The sequence below is a fragment of the Geofilum rubicundum JCM 15548 genome (genome assembly GCF_000974365.1).
GTDB classification, from domain to species: domain Bacteria; phylum Bacteroidota; class Bacteroidia; order Bacteroidales; family Marinilabiliaceae; genus Geofilum; species Geofilum rubicundum.
Genome location: NZ_BAZW01000065.1, coordinates 1 through 20711 on the forward strand (window position 1 = coordinate 1; position 20711 = coordinate 20711).

The following is a 20711-nucleotide window of genomic DNA, read 5'->3' on the forward strand; positions in this document are numbered from 1 at the left end:
ATTGCTACCCATGTCGGGTGTCGCATTGCTGACGCCCATAGTAAGTGCCAGATCGGTAATCGGTGTTGGTGTTGTGGTTGTTGAAGTAGTATTGTTTCCGGCTGTTGGATCATTTTGTCCACCCGTGATGGTTCCCGGAAAGGTATAGGTGCCTGTGGGGTTAACCGCGGCGGTTATTTCCAGCGCCTTATTGGCGGCAGCTGTTATGGCGCCTGCCGCCCAAATACCGGTTCCGGGGGTGTAAGCGCCACTGCCATTATCTGATACATAGGTGTAGCCGTCTGGCAAACCCGCAGTAACCGTCACGCCCGTGGCGTCACTCGGTCCGCTGTTGGTGGCGGTAAGCGTAAATGTCACATTGCTGCCCACGTCGGGTGTTGCATTGCTGACGCCCATAGTAAGTGCCAGATCGTTAATAACAATGGGCACGGGAGTGTTTGTAGAAGTGTTATTACCTAGATTTGGATCTACCTGATCGCTGGTTATTGAGCCAGTAAATCCATAAGTACCAGAAGTGTTAACCGTTGCAGTTATGGTCATGTCTGAACTGCTGGTGCTGGTCAAATTGCCTATTGACCATGTTAAAATGCCTAAGTTATAACTGGCACCTCCAGTATGAGAAATGTATGTATAACCGTCAGGTAGGGTCGCTGTTACAGAGACTCCGGTTGCATCAGTCACATCCACATTACTGGCAGTGATTGTAAATTCCACCTCACTTCCAAAACCAGGAGCAGAATTGTTTACGCCAATTGAAATAGACAGATCAGCAGAAAATATAGAACTTGAGGATAGTAATAATAGACATAGAGAAACAAAGGTGCGGATAAATATATTGTTCATAAGTCGGTTCTTTTAGGATATATAAGGCATAAAGGTACAACCCTATAGAACCAAATGCACCTGTTTTTTGATTAACTGGGTGATTTTTGGTGCGAAGCCGGACTTATCTTAGATAATTTGGAATGGGTTTAAATAGTTGCGGTTTTAAATGCTTAAACGTCCTTACCTTTCTAATTTTTGAAGGGTTTGGAGGACGCGGGTTTTCTCTGTTTTTATGCGGTCAATTTCCTTAAGAATAAAGGAGATTTCGTAACCATCCCGAATGGCTTCTCTGTCAAACTTTTCCATGATTATGTATTCGTAGCCTTTCCCCATAAATTGAACCCGCAAAGGGCTGTCCCAATTGTTGGCAATGAAATCTACGATGCCATTATCTTTCCCATCTTTGTAATTAACGATTTCCCATTTAAATTCACCGTCTTCAAATCTACGGTTGTTAAATCCGTCCTCTTTTACAATTTCAGAGAGAACCGACTGGTTTTTATAATAAACTTTTATCTGTTGGTGATATATCCATTTTGTGCCGTGGTACCTGCTGGAAATAAAAAAATCGCCCGACTGATTCAGGTGGGCTCTTAAAAAAGTACGGTTAAAGCTGTTTTCAGGCTTTTGTCTCTTGTGAATCAGTATCTTGGTAGAACCATATTCATCTGAAAGTATGAAGTTCTTCATCAAAGGTTCCAGTAATGCTTCCTGGGCCACCAGCGCACTGTCAAGAAACTGCAAATTACGCGTTTGCTCGCTAATATTAATTTCTGTCAAGAGTGCCTTTGCGCTGTCTGCTTCTTCCGGAAGGTCTTTAAATTCATGAATCAGGGAGTCCAGCTTCAACTTAGCCATATTGAAATATCCTGAATCTTTAAGGCTGATAGCTTCCGCCAATTTTTCCTGGGCTTGCTCTTGCCTGGAAGGCCCACAGCTGATAATCAACAGAATTGGAAGCAATAATAAAAGCTTGTTTGTCATCCCTATCTTGGTTATTTGAAAATGGTGCATTACAAAGATAGAAAAAATCGTAATGAGAAACAGGCTCATATTATTTTTGTACCTTTGCGCAAATTTATTTCAAACATCCAAAAAGCTTCACCTATGTCATTTATTGAAGATAGAATTGTTTCCGACGGATTAACATTTGACGATGTATTACTCATCCCATCCTATTCTGATGTGTTGCCGCGCGAGGTTAGTCTGGTCTCACGTTTCTCACGTAATATCATTCTTAATACGCCCATCTTGTCGGCTTCGATGGATACGGTAACTGAAGCGAGAATGGCCATTGCCATTGCCCGTGAAGGAGGAATTGGTGTCATTCATAAAAACATGACTATTGAAGAGCAGGCACGTCAGGTTGAAGTGGTAAAAAGGGCAGAGAATGGTATGATTTACAACCCGGTTACCATAAAGCGTGGTAAAACGGTGGCCGATGCTCTAAAGCTGATGAGTGAGTATAAAATTGGCGGAATCCCGGTAGTTGATGAACATGGTTATTTAGTGGGGATTGTGACCAACAGGGATTTGCGATTTGAAAACAATATGTCGAGACATATTGATGATGTGATGACCTCAGAAGGTCTGGTAACGACCAATCAGACAACGGACCTTGAGAGTGCCGCAGCTATTTTGCAGCAATATAAAATTGAGAAATTGCCTGTTGTTGATAAAGACAACAAGCTAATTGGTCTGTTGACCTACAAGGATATAACCAAAGCCAAGGATAAACCGATGGCTTGTAAGGATGAAAAGGGTCGCTTGCGTGTGGCAGGAGGAGTGGGTGTTACCTATAACACTTTCGAACGTATTGAAGCCTTGGTTAATGCCAATGTGGATGCCATTGTAATTGATACGGCTCACGGGCATTCCAAAGGTGTTATTGAAACCCTGAAAGAAACCAAACGCCGCTACCCTTCATTGGAAGTGGTCGTTGGAAATATTGCAACTGGTGAGGCCGCACTTGATTTGGTTAAAGCCGGTGCCGACGCTGTAAAGGTGGGTATTGGTCCCGGTTCAATTTGTACCACGCGCGTTATTGCCGGTGTGGGCGTACCTCAGTTATCAGCTATTTTTGAAGTTGCACAAGCATTAAAAGGTTCGGGCGTACCATTGATCGCAGATGGGGGACTTCGATACAGTGGAGACATCGTTAAGGCGATAGCGGCAGGTGCCCATTCCGTAATGGCAGGTTCTTTGTTTGCCGGCGTTGAAGAATCACCTGGCGAAACCATTATTTATAACGGACGAAAATTTAAAACTTATCGCGGAATGGGGTCTTTGGAAGCCATGCAAAAAGGTTCTAAAGATCGTTATTTCCAGGATGTGGAGGATGATATTAAGAAATTGGTGCCGGAAGGTATTTCTGCTCGCGTTCCCTATAAAGGAACGCTTGTGGAGGTGATTTATCAAATGATTGGCGGTTTGCGCGCAGGCATGGGATATTGTGGTGCCCGTAATATTGAAGACCTTCATAAGGCCAAGTTTACACGCATTACCAATGCCGGAGTGGATGAGTCACATCCCCATGATGTCACCATTACCAGTGAAGCACCTAACTATTCCCGTTAGTGCGCCGGATGCATAATCTTCAAAAGGGAGGACCGTTTAAGCTGGTTTTCCCTTTTTTGTTAAAGGCTTAATTGGAACAACTCTTAAAATTAACTATTTTTCGCAATTGAAATGAGCCGAATTTTAGGGCCGACAGTAAAGAACTTGCGAATAATTAATATAATGATATATGAGACGTCTTTTTATTACCCTTTTTATTAGCGTGTTCCTGGTAAATTCCATGACCCTTTCAGCGCAGGAAAATCAAACGATATTGACCATTGGCGACCAAGCGTTTAGCTCAGGTGAATTTTGGCATGTGTATAATAAAAATAAGCACTTGCCCGGATTCAATGAATCCCCTGAGGACTTCGCCGAACGTTTTATCAATTATAAGTTGAAGGTAGTGGAAGCTATGGATCAGGGTTTGGATACCATGGAATCCTTTATCAATGAATATGAAAAATATGCCAATGATTTAAAAAAGGCCTTTATGGTGGATTCATCTGCTATTGAGCTGGTGGCCCGACAAGCTATAACAATATGCAGTATGTGGTTAAGGCCAGCCATGTTTTGGTAACGCTTGATCCCAATTCGACACCTGCAGATACATTGAAGGCTTTTAATCAGATTCAGGAAATTCGAGAGAAGGCTTTGGCCGGTGAAGATTTTAATGAATTGGCCAGTGAATTTTCTCAAGACCCTTCAGCAGCTCAAAACAAGGGAAACCTTGGTTATTTCTCAGCCTTCCGAATGATTTATCCCTTTGAAAAAGCAGCTTTTGCGACTGAAGTTGGAGCGGTTTCCAATATTATCAGAACAGATTTTGGCTATCACATTATCAAAGTTCATGAGAAGTTACCGAATCTCGGAAAAATCAGGGTGGCTCACATTATGAAAATGTTTGACAAGCCCGGTGAAAACACGGATGACTTGGCTACCAAAATGTCCATTGACTCGATCTACAGAGAATGGCAAAATGGTGAGCCGTTTGAGAAAATGGCAGCCAGGTATTCAGACGACAAAAACAGCTCAGGACAGGGAGGTGAAATGCGTGCTTTTACGCTTCCCGAAATGGTTCCTGAGTTTGCCCTGGCCGCATTTGAGCTTCAGGAAGATGGCGCCGTTTCTGAACCTGTCAAAACAGATTATGGCTGGCACATCATTAAACGCCTGGAGCTTGAGCCTGTCAAGAGTTATGAAGATGAATATGCCCATATTTCAAATATGATGTCAAGGGACGGTCGGAGTAATATCGGTACCGAAGCCTTTATCAAAAGCAAAATGAAAGGTTCTGATTATCGGTTAAATGAAGATGCTTTGGCTGTTTTGTATCAAGTTGCTGAAGAATCCAGGGACAACGCGGCATTTTTTGACGCGGTAGCACCGACCGATGAGGCGCTTATCAGCTATTATAAAGATGTGCTTACCGTCTCTGATTTTATGGAGCAGTTAAAATCGGATGAGGCTTTCAATATTAAGGGGGGGGAAGTAGCCATAGATAATCAGATAGAAGAAATGGCCTTTGATTTGGTTATGGAAGTTGAGAACCGTGATTTAGCCTTGCATAACGAGAAATACAAATATTTGATCAATGAGTATTTCGACGGTTTGCTGATATTTGAAATAAGCAATAATGAAATTTGGCAGAATGTGGGTAAAGATACTTTGGCCTTGCAGGGTTATTACGAAAATCATTTGTCAGAATTTACACCTGCGCCTGTGTTAAAAGGCGTTGTGTGTGAGGTGGTTGATAAGAGATTGAATAAGCGAATGCTCAAAAGGTTTGACAGAACCGGTAATGGTGATAATCTGGTACAAATATTGAAGGATAATGCCCGCAATGATCAACAGTATAATTGTGAAGAAGGTATGTTTGAGTTTGCTTTGGACGCGGGTAATCCGGTCGACAAAAGTCTTCTTCCCGAAGAAAGTGTCTTTAAGCACTACAAAGGAAGTATTTATTGGGAGGGCGAAGTGGTAGAATCGGAGCCTCTGCCATATGATGAGGTTGTAGGGCAGGTTATGAGCAGTTTTCAACAATGGAAAGAAGAGCAATGGGTACGTGATCTGAGAGAGAAACATCAACCTGTGTTTGAGTATGAACTATTGAAGTAATAATGCACTGGTCTGTAAGGTCTTTATTGATGCGTTGGCTTTATCTAGAAATTTAGTATGATATTGCATAAAAAAATTTGTTTGTTTGGAATGATCGCTCTTTTGTGGGGAGGATGTAAGCCCACGGAAGAGAATCCTATGAGCGAACCTATTGTTACCGTTGACAATGTTTCGTTAACTCTGGGAGAATTGCGAAGATCCATGCCAGATAATTTGGCTCCACAGGATAGTGTGGCCATGGCTGAGGATTATATCAGCCGTTGGGTCAGAACCAAACTCATGCTTCGACAGGCAGAGATAAACTTATCTGCTGAAGAGAAAGATGTAGAGAAATTGTTGGAGGATTACCGAACATCCTTATTGGTGCATTTGTACCAACAAAAGATACTGGAGCAAAAACATTCTCCTTTGGTAACCAGTCGGGAAATAGAAGAATACTACCTGCAAATGAAGGATAATTTTAATTTGCAGGAAAGTATTATTCAAGGCGTTTTTATTAAGGTACCTAAAAATGCTCCCAATCAGGATCAGTTGCGTCGTTGGTACCGTTCTACCGATGCCGAAGATTTGATTAATCTGGAAGCTTATTCGTTTCAGTATGCTCGTAATTATGAGCAGTTTATTGAAAACTGGGTGCCGTTTAGCAGAATAAATTCTTATTTGCCGGAACCCATTTTGAATGAGGAACGCTTTTTGCGATGGTCCAGGCACCACGAAACAAGCGATGATGATTTTAACTATTACCTGGCCATTCACGAATATGAATTGCCCGGAGATACGGCACCTGTCAAATATGTTGAAGAGCGGTTAAAAGCCATATTGTTGAATAAAAAGCGTATTGAATTTATTCAGCAACTGGGACAAGATTTATATGAGGAAGCTCTAAGGGAAAAAATTGTGAATTTTCATAAGTAAATATAGGTTTGATTATTAAATATATAATATGATTCAATTTAAAAAGCGTTTAACCGCCTTGTTTTTGGCATTAACGATGTTAACGCCCTTTGCATTTTCTCAATCAAATATTATTGATGAGGTCATTGGTGTGGTTGGTGATAATCCAATTTTACGATCAGATGTTGAGTTTCAGTATCAGCAGGCCATGATGCAGGGGTCTAACTTTCAGGGTGATTTAAAATGTCACATCTTTGAGCAATTGCTGCTTCAAAACCTCTTATTGGAACAGGCCAAATTAGATAGTATTGAGGTGAGTGAGAATATGGTGATTATGCAGGTTGACCGGCAGATTAATGAGTTTATTAATCGTGCAGGGTCAAGAGAGAAACTGGAGGAATGGTTGAATAAACCCATTCACCGAATTAAAAGGGAACAACGTGATATTGTCCGTAACCAAATGCTGACCCAGCAAATGCAAGGCACTATTACTGAAAACGTAAAGGTGACGCCTGCTGAGATCAGAGCGTTCTATCGGAAAACACCTCAGGATAGCCTGCCAATGGTTAATTCCCAATATGAAATTCAACAAATAAAGGTATTTCCCAATATTGATACAGAGGAGGTTGAGCGGGTTAAGAGTCGCTTAAGAGAATTTCAACGGCAGGTGAGTGAAGGAAGAGATTTTGCCACACTGGCTGTACTTTATTCAGAAGACCAGGGAAGTGCTGCACGTGGCGGTGAGCTTGGGTTTATGTCCCGTGCCGAGTTGGTGCCCGAGTTTGCCCAGGTAGCCTTTAATATGCAGGAACCCGGCAGAGTGTCAAAAATTGTTGAATCAGAGTTTGGATTTCATATTATACAGTTAATTGAACGACAAGGGGATCGGGTTAATGTCCGACATATTCTGATGCGACCAAAAGCGGCACCGTCAGCTATAGCTGAAGCCCAGGAAAGAACCGATTCAATAGCCCGTTTAATCCGGGAGGAAGAAGTATCCTTTGAAGAAGCAGCCTTGCGATTTTCTATGGATAAAGAAACCCGTATCAATGGCGGATTGATGATAAACCCCAATAACCAGTCCACGAAATTTGAAATTCAAGCCATTCCTGCCGGTATCAATCGCCAATTGGAAAAAATGGAAGTAGATGACGTTTCTGATGCTTTTATGTTGAAGGATGAACGTCTGGGTAAAGATTATTTTGTGCTGATTAAACTAAAATCCAAAACGGAGCCGCACAGAGCTAATTTAACAGATGATTATCAATTGATACAAACCATTCTTGAAAATCAAAAACGTGAAGATATTTTCCATAAATGGATTGTTCGCAAGCAGGATGAGACCTACATTTCACTAAGCCCCAATTGGATTAATTGCCAATTTGAGTTTGAGGGCTGGAATAAGTAATTCAAGTATGAAAGGCGTGATTCGTTTTTTGGTATTTTTTAGCATCCTACTGTGGTATGGGATTGTTCCTGCGCAACAGGCGCAGGAGGGCCGCAGGCAGGTGCATATTGAGCATGCCGATTATATGGAGGGTTCAGAGCGCTTTGGAAAGAATGTGCAGGCGCTTTTTGGAAATGTGCGTTTCAGACATCACCAGACCCTGATGCATTGTGACAGTGCCTTTTTTACAGGGATTCCAACAGGGTCCATGCCTATGGTTCCGTTCATGTGATTCAAAATGATACCATCGATCTCTATGGAGATGTATTGTTTTACCATGGAGATGAAGACAAGGCCATGGTTCGTGAAAATGTGCGCATGGTCACCAAGAACGTCGTTTTAACTACCGAGTTTTTGGATTACGATCGGCGCAACGATGTGGCCTATTATTATGACGGCGGAAAAATCGTCAGTGATAACAATGAACTGGTCAGTGATTGGGGGTATTACTACCCACGCACCGAAGAAGCCCACTTCCGAAAAGAGGTGGTGGTGACCAATCCGGATTATAAGATGTATTCTGATACTTTGTTGTATTATACCATTTCGGAGGTCATTAAAATTGTGGGGCCTACCACCATCATTAGCGACCGTAATGAGATTTATTCTGAAGCCGGGTTTTACGACACACAAAAGGATATCGCTCAGCTGGAACGCAATAGTTCCATAAAGGGGGAAGAGCAACAACTGGATGGGGATACCATTTTTTATGATCGCAACACCGGCTTTGGGGAGGTTTTTTCCAATATGTTTTTGCACGATACCACCAATCATGTCATTATAAAGGGGGACTATGGTTATTACAACGAGTTAACCCAGAGAGCACTGGCCACCAAAAGAGCTGTTTTGATGCAGATACATCAAAACGACACCCTTTTTCTGCATGCCGACACGCTCAGGGCCGACCCCATTCCTGATACGGAATTTCAAATGATACGGGCCTATCGGAACGTCAAGTTTTTCCGGCCTGATTTTCAGGGACGCTGTGATTCGATGGTCTATAATTTACAGGATTCCATCAATACCTTTTATAAAGATCCAGTGCTATGGGCCAATAGAAATCAAATGTCGGCCAGCAGTATCAAATTATATACCCGCAACCGGGCCTTGTATAAAGCCGAGTTGATCGAAAATGCCTTTGTTATCGGACCTGAAGATACGGCCTCCTACAATCAGATTAAGGGTCGCCACATGACCGGTTATATTAAGGATAACAAACTGTACAGGATTGATGTGGAGGGCAATGGGCAAACCATTTACTATCCCAAAGAGGAAGGCGAAGTGATTGGTGTTAATAAAGCAGAGTCCAGTAATTTAACCATACTGTTGGAGGAGCAGGAGGTTACCGGAATAATCCTTCGCAACCAGCCGAGTGGTAATTTGAATCCCCCCGATTTTCTGACGCGGGATGCGCGTCGTTTGGAGGGCTTTAGATGGCTCGAGGAATACCGGCCAAAGACCATGATGGACATTTTTAAGCATGATGTGGCACCTGAAGCTGTCTCCCAAATTAACTACAGCGATTTTCATTTCGATCGCTCCATGCCCACCAGATAAAAAAAAGGAACTGATTTTCAGTTCCTTTTTTTCTTAATATTCATCTTCATTGAAGAAGAAATCATCTTTGCTCGGGTAATCCGGCCAAATATCTTCAATACTTTCATATATTTCACCTTCGTCTTCAATTTCCTGAAGATTCTCAATCACCTCTAAGGGTGCGCCTGAGCGAATAGCAAAATCAATCAATTCATCTTTTGATGCCGGCCAGGGTGCATCCTCGAGCTTTGCAGCCAATTCAAGAGTCCAATACATAATTCAATAAGTTTAACTCTTTAAGTTTAGTAGTTATTATTCTCCTAGTCTTCTTTCGGCGAAATTATAAAAAAAAATCATTCTTGCAAGTTTGAAATCCATGGAATTTCATCAATGTTGAAATAATTTGACAAATGCCGCGATAATACGAAGAAATAGTCGGATAAACGGTTCAAATACCTAATAACCCATTCGTCTACTTTTACTTCGCCCGACATGGAAATCACCCTTCGCTCTGCTCGCCGACAAATCGTTCGGGTAATGTGACATTGCGAAACGGCCGGATGTCCCCCTGGCAGAACAAAATTCTTTAACGGTGGCAGCGCAGACTCCATTTTATCCATTTCCGTTTCAAGATGGGTGATTTCCTTTTCATCGGTCCTGAGTTTGCTTTGCAAGTCTGAAACACTGGCGTCCGTAGCCAGATACGACCCGATGGTAAACAATTGATTCTGGATGCGAATAATGGTCTCTATACTAGGCTGGTCAATGGGATAGGAGCGTATCATGCCTATGTTGGTATTGAGCTCGTCAACGGTGCCATACGCCTCCAGTCTGAAATGGTCCTTGGCCACCCGGGTGCCGCCTATTAATCCCGTTGTCCCCTTATCACCGGTTTTGGTGTAAACTAAGCTTTTGTTCATGCGTTGCTCGTATTTAAGTTATTTACTTTAATTTAGGGTGGCAGGAAAGATCAAAAAACCATCTTTCTGCAAGAATGTAAATTTAGTTTCTTTGACATGCATAACACTGTTTTCAGGGTTTTGTTGCATCGACTAAGGTATGTTTTTTCAATGAAAATGATAATTGGTTATCGAGTCTTTCAATTAAACTCATCCTGAAATAACAGACTGTTTGAGTTTCCCCTAATAATCGCAATTAAATTCAATCATTAAGCTATAAAACTTCCTCCCTTAAATGGTGACTCCAAATCATTTTCCTGGTCCGTCGTTAAGAATAGGGCAAAAGCAGGTTTATGAGTTATACTGTAGTATTCAAGGAGGAGGCTGACAGTGACGTGTTTGATGCTCGTAGTTGGTATGAATCCCGCCGTATAGGTCTAGGGGATGAGTTTCTTGAAGAGATAGAAGAATATGTGAAAGTATTGGAACAGGATCCGCAAATCTTCCAAATAACCGAGAGTAGACCAACCATATTAAAAGAAATCACAGCCCCAAGACCAGCCAGAAAACCCACTAAAATCAATCACCTCAAAATCGAAAACCATTTATTTATCAGCATCAACGGCAGCGAGAACATCAAAAATAGCCTATTGCACATGTTTAAAGATATACAGAAGATAAACCCGAACATCACCAATGCCTAGCAGATAAGACAAAGTACAATAACTTACTGGCTTAAAACAATGAATTTACGGCAGGTTCAATACATGGCCGGCCATAAATATGTATGTTCAACAGAACGGTACCAGCTGAATAATCTGGATGAACTTCAAAGTAAGCTTGAAAAATTACATCCGCTAAATCTGAACAAATGAGGACAATAAATCTTAACTTTGTAAAAGAACCAAAAATATCTTTTATGAACTCTCTACAGATAAAAGAAGAGATACACAACTTTATAAATCATGCTGATGAACGTTTTCTTCGATTGGTGTATAGTATGATAGAAAGTGAACGAAGCGAAAAAGATTTTTACAATACTACCGATGACGAAATGATGGCACGGGCTAAGAAATCCCTAAAATCAGTTGAAGAAGGCAACACAAGGAGTATACATGAATTTAAAAAGGACATTGCATCTTGGAAAGAGAACAGGGCTATACAGTAGCAATCACGCAGGAAGCAGAGAATTATTACCGTGATGTACTGGAATACTTTTATAAGCACCACAGTGAAACCAGTGCAGACCGTAAATCCACAGAGCTACTGGAAAAGGCCATTGCATTAGAGAATAACCCTGGTATTGGTCGTATAGAAGAAAATCTTCGTCCACTTGGCAGGATGCACAGGTATATTTTGTATTACTACACTCCACGAAAAGCTATTAAAATTATTTATTTTATCAATGAGCAGGAATGGACTGTATATGTAACAGACTTCTTTCCTTGTGAAAGTGATGAAAACAAAATAAGTAAGCGATAAACCAGTCCCACCGCACAAGCAGGAAAAGCGGTGTTTCCCGCCTTGCGGGACAAGCAGTACCTCATTTCTATATTTGCAACCACTTTCCCGGTATTTATGAATATCAAAGCCAGAAAATTAAATACTATCAATTGGATATAAAGTAAGGGTAACTATAAAGGAACCTGGCAAAAGGCCTTGGATTTATGCCCCATAAGTTTAGTAAAGCCCCCTTTTTGGAGGGAGAACCGGGTGATAACAGGTTTGGCTATTTGGAGTTCTAAAATAGTATATGAAGTTACTGAAAAGGACGTAATCATCCTTGATGTTTTCCATACCAGTAGAGACCCACAAAATTTACTTGAAATAAAAAGAGAATAACCCCACCGCACGAAAACCCGGAAAACCCGGAAAAGCGGTGTTTCCCGCCTTCCTATCCGCTAGTCATTCTGACTACGGCGCTTTCTGCTTTGATTTTTATGATGAACTTTATTGTACCATTGTTTGCTGATGCTTTTTTACGTTTTGACATCGAATTGCCGCAGCTCACCCTTATGGTAATTGACTTATCTGTAGCCTTATAGTAATATTGTTTCCTATTACCATTTTTCATAATTGGAATTAATACGACCTATGTGATGGTGCGTAAAAAAGTCTGGTGCAAGAAAGGAATGTCAGGTTTAATATTAAAAATTCCACTTGTTGGTCCACTGTTGAATAAAATTTATCTTGCACGGTTTTTTGAGGCTATGCCCCTAATGACACACGCTCGTGCCCCATAGGTCCAATCTCTCGAATTGGTAGGTCAAATGATGTGGCTTTACAGCTTAGAAACAGCTCTGACAAAAATTCAGGAAGACATCCGTGGGCAAACCCTCAACGAAGCAATGACTAAATTTGCTGTTTTTGAATCCCGCTTGGCAGCACTGGTAAAGGTTGGAGAGGACACCAACAATCTCGATGCAGTTTTTAAACGCCTTTCTGATCAATACAACGAAGAATCTGATCTCCATGCTTGAGCGGCTTATGATTATTCTTATTGGAGGTTTTGTAGCTGTCATACCAATCTCCAAGTTTTTGCCAATGTTTAGATTGAGCAACACTTTGATGGGGCGTTAGGAATTAATGCCATTTTTATTGAAAAAACAATGTGTAAAAATTTGTGATTTTAAATTAAATATTTATTTTTGAAAATGTATTCGGAGGTTTTCTGATGTTTTACTCATTGGCGTAAAAGTGTTTATGCACCTCCAGAATTATTATTTAAATTGCCACAACCTAGAATTGAAAAGACCTTAACCTTATAAATCCTTTGATATGAAAAACTAGATTTTATTAAAGAAGAATGATTACATTCATGATTCATTGAAATTTTTCATGTCAGATTGTGCTGTCTAGATATTTAATGAGTTTTGCTTATAGCACTTCAATGTTCTGTTGTAATTTCTTCTTGTTGCCATCCTTTTATCCTTTTTGTCGGATTGATTCTTTCCAAGCTGCATATTCCTTTGTACTTAACTGGATTATTTGGATTGGTCAGTTTTAAGCTTTTTGTTTTTATCCATGATTCAAACTTAATGATAACAACTGTTGTTTCCCGAACTGCAATTTTTATTTCTTGCTTTTTAGTCTCAGCAAATTTAAAACAGTGAACAGAACTGCTAGTACTGTGCGTTTTGTTGGGTTATCATTTCAGGTTAAGGAGGATGAGGTGTTTTTAATTTTTTATTTCGAAAACATGTTGTTTTCGTGAATTGTAATTTCTTAGAAGCATAAAAATAGACGAATGAAAAAGAAATGTAGCTTAATGGTTTTTATGGTACTAGCCATTCTAATGATTTGTTTGTCTTCTATTGGACAAAATGTCATTCCCCCTGCACCAGAGTCTTCTTCTTTGACCAAGTTTATAGATGTCCCGGTAAACCATTTCTCTGGTTTACCTGACATCAGTATTCCAATCTATAATATTAAATCTGATGGACTTAATGTTCCTATTGGCTTAATTTATCATGCCAGAGGGATTGGAGTAGAGGAAATTGCATCTCGTGTTGGTGTTGGGTGGGCGCTTAATGCCGGTGGAGCTATTGTTCGCCAAACTCGAGGTCTACCTGATGATTTCCCCAATGGATATCTTGATAGTGATTTCTATTCAACTTTTCATACTGACGAAACGACTAGACACCTCATTTATGATAAGTGCTTAGATAATATATGTGATATGGAACCTGATAGATTTTCATATAGTTTTATGGGGATGTCAGGTAACTTTTATTTTGACCAAAGAACTAAGCAGATTGTTCAAGAAAATTATACGGATATAAAAATTGAACCAATATTTGAGATTGGTTTACGAAAAATTCTCGGATGGGTTGTAATGATGGACGATGGATTTAAATACTATTTTGGTGTTCCGAAAATTGCTGCAGAAGAAAATAGAATTGCAAGAGGCGTTGATAAAATGAAAAATTTTAAGGCTACGTTGAATAATTGCTATGAATTAGGCAGTGCTTTTCCTGAAGTATATAGTAGTTGGCAGCTTGTGGATATAGAAAATCCAAATGGCAGTATTGTTTGTTTTAATTACGAAAATGAAGATGTAACTTTCTGCAGGAAATCTTATGATACGATCGAAAGTGATAAAGCAGCTTCAATTTGCGTGTCTTATTTTTCTGAAGTTGAATCATCTCAACCACAAATTAAGTCGATTGTTTTTGATGGAGGGGTTGTTCATTTCCATAAATCAGTTAACCAAAGGGAAGATTTGAATGGCGGACACTATCTAAAGTCTATTGAAGTGGTTAATTTGTATGGAAGGATTGTTAAGAAGTTTCAGATGGATTATAGCTATAGTTATGATGCTACAGTTACAAATGTATTGCCCCTATTAGCAATTAAGGATCCATATGCAGCTAAGAGATTATTTCTAGACTCTGTTACCGAACTTTCATTAAGCAATTCCTTACCTCCTTATTCATTTACTTATTCTTTCAAAAGCGAATTGCCTAATCGTTTTTCCACATCACAGGATTATTGGGGGTACTTTAATGGGAAGAATAATGGCCGATTTTTAAACTTTAGTGGGGCTGATGAGCCTGGTGATGATAAAACTGTCGATGCATCAAAAAGTAGAATTGGATTACTTGAAAGAATGATGTTACCCACTGGAGGTTCTGTTGATTATTACTTTGAACCAAATCAAGCAATTCCTCCTGACTATTTTTCTGAACTTAAATTTAATAAGGTAAACCCTGTTTTTGAAAAAGACATAGGATTGTTTAAAAATATTAAACAAAGAGTTTCTGAAGGAGTTTATGAGTCAAATGTTTTTTCTATTGATAATGATGTTTCAAATTACCTTCATGCAAGTTTTACGCTATTTGGTGAATTCAGATATTCAGCTAAAATTGTTAAAAAGGATGGATCTGTAAGTGTAAATATCCCGGAAGGAACTAATGATATACTTTCTAGTGCTCTTACTACAGGATTATATAAATTACGAGTTACCGCTCTTCAACAAGATGCACCAGATGATCTTGCCAATGGTTTTAGTGTCTTTGTTAGATGGACGGATAGTCCGATTTCTCCATTGGAAACGATCTACAGTGGTGGCAGCAGGATTAGCAGGATTGAGATGAATGATTTAAACGGTCAGATTATTAAGAAGTCATTTGAATATCTGAATGATTATAATAGGAGTAGTGGTAATATTTATTCTCTGCCCTGTTACCATTTTATTTCCTCAATTAGTCATGATGGAATCCATCATGAAGGGGTGAGACCAGGAGGGCCAATGTCATACAGCCGTGGTAATCATATAGGTTATGCCTATGTTACTGAAATTTTTGATGGTGGTCAAGATAATTCTGGTAAAACCCTATACTGTTTTACGCATATGGAAGATGTTGGCGAGTTTTGGATATGGCCATACACTATTCCAGATAGTAATGAAAGTTTTCGTGGAAAACCGTTGAGAATTGATAGTTTTAAATGGGATATTGCTTCAGGTTCTTACTCATTAATGAAAAGGATAAATTACAATTATCTAATTTATGGTAATAGGTTTTATTCTGGTAGTTTATTTCCTTTTGTTGATCCAAACTCCCAAGAACCTGTTTTAAGCTCATATAATATAGATAAATCAAAGTTCTGTATTCCATTAGTTGTTTTCTCCGGGGATGGAGAAAATTCAATTCATGAGCCTCATAATTCATATTCAAATTATTTCCTAAGAGGAGGAGTTGTTCAAATGGTTGATATGGAGGAGATTGAATATAGGGAGGGTGGCGTTATAAAATCTCTTGTTGAGAATGAATATGATAACCAAAAGAGCTATCAATTAAAGCAAAACATTAGAACGCGTTCTGATGGGAGTAGAATCACAACTAATCTGTTTTATCCTGACGATTTTAATGGTTTAGTTAATCTACAAGAAAATCATTTTAAGAATCTTCCTGTTAAAACCGAAAAGAAAATAAATAATGTTTTGGTTGAGGGTTCAGTAATAGAGTATAATAGTTCAGGTCAACCAATCACATATTATGAGTACCATAATCAAAATGCAGAGGAAAACCATCCGCATAATGCTGATGTTTTAATACCTGATAAATATAATGCTGAATGTGATTTAATTTATAATGGAGGAAGGCTAGTCGAGTACGATCAAAAGACTAGTGTAAAATATAGCTATCACTGGGGTTATCGCAGTCAGTATAGAGTAATTCAAGCTCAAAATGTTGATTTTGAAACATTGAGTTTAGGGGTGAATACGGTACTTGATAGTTACTTTAATTCTCAATCTCTCGATGATTTGTTAGAGAGTCTCTATGCTATGACGTCATCTCAGAGCAAAGCTACGTGGAATTATTTTAATGAAAGACTAAGAGAACATTTTTCTCATTCTGATGTGGTTATTGAAACATACACTTATGAGCCTCTTGTAGGCTTAACTTCTAAAACTGATATGAATGGTCTTGCAGAATATTATGAGTATGATGATTTTGGTCGACTTAAATTTATACGAGATAGTGAAGATAACTTAATTAGTAATTATGATTATCATTTTGCAGGTCTTCCTTAGACTAAAGATGTTGTTTTGAGTTGAAATAATAGTGTGATTTGGATTAAGTTAATAACTATATCAATGAGACTAATAAGTTTGGTTTTTTTATTGTGGTGTTTCTTTTGGGTGAATTCAAAATGTCAGTTGTTCGAAAGTGAGCGAATAACAACAGCTGCCCCAGACGTGACGAGTTTTGTTAGATATAATTTTTCTGAACCAGACTTAGCCAGGGGTACTCCTAATATCCAGGTTCCAATTTTTACGTTTAGGTTGTCAGATTATGAGTTTCCTATATTTGTTGGGTATCGAAATGATGGATTTCGACCAAATGATCTTCCTGGGTGGGTTGGCATGGGATGGAATTTGAATGCTGGGGGAGTTATTACCCGCGTAATTAATGGAAAACCAGATGATTTACCTGGAGGATATAATGATACCCGTATACTATACAATATCCCAGATCCTATTAAAGATAAAGTTTTATTTAATGATTGGACACAATGGTATTATAGCAATGAATCTGATCAACTTAAAAGGAGGCTTGCTGATAATGTTCAAGATGGTCTGCCTGATGAGTATATTGTTAGCGTTGGACATTTAGCATTTAGTTTTTATGAAGTTGAGGAAGGTGTATTTGTTGCGTTCCCTCACAAAAATTATCAAATTCGAAAGGGAGCTGTTGTTAACGGTGAGGTTTTAAAAGACACCTGGGAGATTGTTGATGATCGCGGAGTTCATTACCTTTTTGGAGTTGAGGATGGTTCTAAAGGAACAATTGGCCTTGACCATGTTTTTCTGGATGATTTGTTAAAGCCTGAGGATAGGCGAGTAGCTTGGCATATTTTTGAGATTAGAACTCCTGCGGGTGACGTTATCAAGTTCGAGTATGAAGATCATCGGATTCAAATACAAACAAGGACGTATTCAGAGAGTATCCTATATTGTCCGTTTCCTAGAGATGTTCAAAGAACTGATAATGTGAGCGATTATATTCATACCAAAAGTGTGTTAAAGACGATAAAGACAAATGACGTAATTCTTGGTTTTAACTCCAGAACTGAAAGTCTTGATAACCCAATGTCAATTATTCAGCAAGTGCTTGAATCTATTGATATTAAGAACTCAAAAGGGCAAAAGTATAAGTGCTATAATTTTGAATATGATTACATAGATGGAAGGGTTTTAATTCTTAGGTCTGTCGCCGAAGTTTCAAATGAAGGGATATGTGACAAAAGGTACGCTTTTACATATAATAAGGAAAGTGCTGATGTTCCGGAATATCCCACAAAGGCAATAGATCATTGGGGGTACTATAACGGATCTGATCCTACAACGCTCATTCCAGGTTACATTGAGGGTAGTAATATGAATTCGATTATTAATTCTTCAAAAAATCGCAATCCCAATCCTGTTTTTTCAGATATCGGTCTTCTTTCTGCAGTTCAATACCCTACTGGCGGTATTGTTCGTTTCCAATATGAGCCGCATACTTATGGGTTTGATAGAAATGGGGAAATTGATCCAGTATATGAATTAAGGAATGTACGAGCGGATGCTACTGTTTTAAAGCCTACAGATAATTCTGTTGGATTCTCAACCCCGGTTATTAGCAGCAAACCTAGGTTTATTATTTTAAACGAATCCTATGATGTAACTTTCAACTATAACGTTGACAGTAATGATAATGCATTAACTTTTGAAGGTGGAGGTTTTGAGGTTTATCCCACTTTATTTCCAAATAATCCCGTCATACCCCGTATAGTTGGTAGTGATATATCTGGAAGTATGAAGATTCGATTGAATCCTGGTGTTTATGGTATTAAATTAATAGCCTATGATGAAGGTTTTAGCGTTAATGCTTCAGCTTCTTTTGTTGAATATGTTCACGATTCAGAAGGAGAGCGTGTAATTTTTGCAAAAGAAAGGTTGGCTGGTGGTCATCGGGTTTGTAGAATTGAAGAATTAAACTCAGGTGTTATTGATAATATTAAAGAGTTGAGCTATTATGATGGGGAGAATGGTAGTGGGGTTTTAACTTCAATACCCAAATATGAGACTAGTAGGATTATTGCGGAGAGTCACCAACCATCATACGCAATGTTTCCAGTAATAGAAAGCTCTAACAGTTACGATATAAGACAAGGACACAGCTTGGTTACACTTGCAACTTCGGGCAGTCACATATTGTATAAGAAGGTAGAGGTTAAAAGTGTAGGGGATATTGATATGGATTTTGGGAGGAAAGAATATCATTTTTCCCATAGCTTTCCAAATAGTTTGCCAAATAGCTCATTTGTAGTGTCAAATGGGCAAGAGCGTGGTAGATTGTTGACTGAGAATTGGTTCAACAAAGTAGATGAGGTTGTTTATAGGTCAGAAAACAAATTTGAATCCGTTCAGCCTAAGACTCTTTTAGGTTCGCGAGGTATTGTGGCTTTATTTTGTGATTACCTTGTCGATGGTCCGCAAGATTGGGAGGATTCCTTTAAAAATCCTTGGATACTAATTCAACGTAATGAAGTGTATCGATTGAAGTTGAATACTGAAGAAATTGATAATGTGATTGCGACTAAGTCTTTTTATTATAATAATGATGGTTACATTGAAAGGGAGGAAAAAATCAATAGTAATAATTCTTTTCATTCCACTAGTTTTTTTTATCCTAGCAACGATTTTAATATTATTAGTGATCCTGAGAGAATTGAGAGTTTTGTTGGGAATACGCTTGTCAATGGAACAAAAATGCCATTAAATGCTAATGGACAACCATCTGGAGTTTATCTATATGAGAGAGGAGAAAATGGTGATGGTCAATACAATCAGAAGCTAAGATTTGCATATGAACCCTTTATCGCATCAATTAATAATAAACCCGTGTATCGAAAGACTCTTGTTGAAGAATATTTCAATGGATCGGCCACAGGTATCTTTGAATCATACTTATGGGGCTATAATCACCAATATCCGATTGCTAGAATAAAGAATAGTGTTTCTTCCCAAGTCTTTCATGAGAACTTTGAAGAAGAGGTAGGTTATGGTTGGACGAGTGCTGGAGCAAAATATGGAGGGCGTTTAACAGCATATGATGCGTTTCGATCAAAGACTGGTAAAAAAAGTGGTAGAATAGATAAATCTAGTCCAGGTACACTATATGTTCATAGTAACAAGTGGCTATCAGTCTCTTTAGATAAACCAACTAAATTTACTTTTAGTGGCTGGGTATACTCTGACGGTCCTGTTTCAACCATTTACTTGTTTATGAATAAAGCAAATGAAACAAATTATTATACCAAGGTAATTCACAAGCGGACCACCCAAGTAGGAAAGTGGGTTTATTTGGAAGGTGAGTACATGGTTCCGACCGATATAGTCTCTCTAAATATCCGTATCGATAATGGAGGTGGTGGAAGGGTTTGGTTTGACGATATACGATTGCATCCCACAGATGGCCAAATGACTACTTATACATACGACCCGCTTGTAGGCATGACAAGTGAGACTGACCCTAATGGCAACACCACTTATTACGAGTACGATGGTTTTGGTCGTTTGGAATACATTAAGGATAAAGATGAAAATATCCTTGAGAAGTATGATTACCACTATGGCAATCAAGAATAATAACATTAGTATATCTGGATCATTATCAATAAACCTGTCGCCCTATGAAAAGCAAACTTTTCAATGCATTGTGTGGATTTCTTTTAATAAGCATTTGTATAAATGCACAATCCCCTCAAAACGGATATAACTATATTCAAAGCACCACATTAACCGAGCCAGTGAAGGACGCTGGCGCCATTTCAGCACTGTCTGCTTCGAAAAAAAATGTAACCATATCCTATTATGATGGGCTGGGACGTCCTATGCAGAGTGTTTCCTGGCAGGCTTCCCCATCAAATAGGGACATTGTAAA

The 20711-nt window shown here is 39.0% G+C and carries 17 protein-coding genes and 1 pseudogene; 14 read left to right on the forward strand and 4 right to left on the reverse strand.

Going from position 1 to position 20711, the window contains the following annotated elements; translation table 11 throughout:
- Window positions 1-843 (reverse strand): DUF11 domain-containing protein (locus JCM15548_RS17905; protein ID WP_157482924.1); only part of this gene is annotated, 843 nt, incomplete at its 3' end.
- 162 nt (window positions 844-1005) lie between these two features.
- Window positions 1006-1809, reverse strand: coding sequence for a hypothetical protein (locus tag JCM15548_RS17910; RefSeq protein WP_062128208.1), 804 nt, complete (start codon window positions 1807-1809; stop codon window positions 1006-1008).
- 123 nt (window positions 1810-1932) lie between these two features.
- On the opposite strand from JCM15548_RS17910, the gene guaB reads away from it, so the two are divergent.
- The 7 genes and pseudogenes from guaB to JCM15548_RS17940 all read left to right on the forward strand — a co-directional run bounded on the left by guaB (window position 1933) and on the right by JCM15548_RS17940 (window position 9397).
- Complete coding sequence (guaB, locus tag JCM15548_RS17915) at window positions 1933-3402, forward strand: IMP dehydrogenase (RefSeq protein WP_062128230.1); 1470 nt, start codon at window positions 1933-1935, stop codon at window positions 3400-3402.
- 169 nt (window positions 3403-3571) lie between these two features.
- Entirely contained in the window at window positions 3572-3961 is a 390-nt protein-coding gene (locus tag JCM15548_RS17920) for a hypothetical protein (RefSeq protein WP_062128211.1), read from the forward strand.
- Window positions 3925-5499, forward strand: a complete 1575-nt coding sequence (locus JCM15548_RS17925) for a peptidylprolyl isomerase (protein ID WP_062128213.1) — start codon at window positions 3925-3927, stop codon at window positions 5497-5499. The genes JCM15548_RS17920 and JCM15548_RS17925 overlap by 37 nt, the downstream gene beginning before the upstream one ends.
- A 90-nt stretch (window positions 5500-5589) precedes the next feature.
- Window positions 5590-6414 carry a hypothetical protein gene (locus JCM15548_RS17930; protein ID WP_227626009.1) on the forward strand — a complete coding sequence of 275 codons (825 nt, stop codon included), beginning with the start codon at window positions 5590-5592 and terminating at the stop codon, window positions 6412-6414.
- 28 nt (window positions 6415-6442) lie between these two features.
- The gene (locus JCM15548_RS17935) at window positions 6443-7801 is read left to right on the forward strand and encodes a peptidylprolyl isomerase (protein ID WP_062128217.1); all 1359 of its coding nucleotides are present in this window, start codon (window positions 6443-6445) and stop codon (window positions 7799-7801) included.
- A 124-nt stretch (window positions 7802-7925) separates the two neighbouring features.
- A pseudogene (locus tag JCM15548_RS25825) lies at window positions 7926-8305 on the forward strand (OstA-like protein); the annotation flags it as partial.
- A gap of 48 nt (window positions 8306-8353) precedes the next feature.
- Window positions 8354-9397 (forward strand): OstA-like protein, encoded by a 1044-nt coding sequence (locus JCM15548_RS17940; protein ID WP_262487139.1) that lies wholly within the window; start codon window positions 8354-8356, stop codon window positions 9395-9397.
- A 33-nt stretch (window positions 9398-9430) separates the two neighbouring features.
- Here the strand turns inward: JCM15548_RS17940 and JCM15548_RS17945 are convergent, their stop codons facing one another.
- Window positions 9431-9652, reverse strand: coding sequence for a DUF2795 domain-containing protein (locus JCM15548_RS17945; RefSeq protein ID WP_062128219.1), 222 nt, complete (start codon window positions 9650-9652; stop codon window positions 9431-9433).
- A 77-nt stretch (window positions 9653-9729) separates the two neighbouring features.
- The gene (locus JCM15548_RS17950; protein WP_062128220.1) at window positions 9730-10296 is read right to left on the reverse strand and encodes a cob(I)yrinic acid a,c-diamide adenosyltransferase; all 567 of its coding nucleotides are present in this window, start codon (window positions 10294-10296) and stop codon (window positions 9730-9732) included.
- A gap of 332 nt (window positions 10297-10628) precedes the next feature.
- Here JCM15548_RS17950 and JCM15548_RS17955 point away from each other — a divergent pair, with 332 nt between their 5' ends.
- The 7 genes from JCM15548_RS17955 to JCM15548_RS24675 all read left to right on the forward strand — a co-directional run.
- Window positions 10629-10979 carry a hypothetical protein gene (locus JCM15548_RS17955; RefSeq protein WP_062128221.1) on the forward strand — a complete coding sequence of 117 codons (351 nt, stop codon included), beginning with the start codon at window positions 10629-10631 and terminating at the stop codon, window positions 10977-10979.
- Between the two features lie 167 nt (window positions 10980-11146).
- Window positions 11147-11443 (forward strand): hypothetical protein, encoded by a 297-nt coding sequence (locus JCM15548_RS17965; protein WP_062128222.1) that lies wholly within the window; start codon window positions 11147-11149, stop codon window positions 11441-11443.
- Window positions 11416-11757, forward strand: coding sequence for a type II toxin-antitoxin system RelE/ParE family toxin (locus tag JCM15548_RS17970; RefSeq protein ID WP_062128223.1), 342 nt, complete (start codon window positions 11416-11418; stop codon window positions 11755-11757). The genes JCM15548_RS17965 and JCM15548_RS17970 overlap by 28 nt, the downstream gene beginning before the upstream one ends.
- A gap of 776 nt (window positions 11758-12533) precedes the next feature.
- The gene (locus tag JCM15548_RS17975) at window positions 12534-12755 is read left to right on the forward strand and encodes a type II secretion system F family protein (protein WP_305047586.1); all 222 of its coding nucleotides are present in this window, start codon (window positions 12534-12536) and stop codon (window positions 12753-12755) included.
- A gap of 767 nt (window positions 12756-13522) precedes the next feature.
- Window positions 13523-16813 (forward strand): hypothetical protein, encoded by a 3291-nt coding sequence (locus tag JCM15548_RS17980; RefSeq protein WP_062128226.1) that lies wholly within the window; start codon window positions 13523-13525, stop codon window positions 16811-16813.
- 63 nt (window positions 16814-16876) lie between these two features.
- Window positions 16877-20416, forward strand: a complete 3540-nt coding sequence (locus JCM15548_RS17985) for a carbohydrate binding domain-containing protein (protein WP_062128228.1) — start codon at window positions 16877-16879, stop codon at window positions 20414-20416.
- A 44-nt stretch (window positions 20417-20460) separates the two neighbouring features.
- Window positions 20461-20711, forward strand: a 251-nt coding sequence (locus JCM15548_RS24675) for a DUF6443 domain-containing protein (protein WP_227626008.1), incomplete at its 3' end; no start/stop codon positions are given.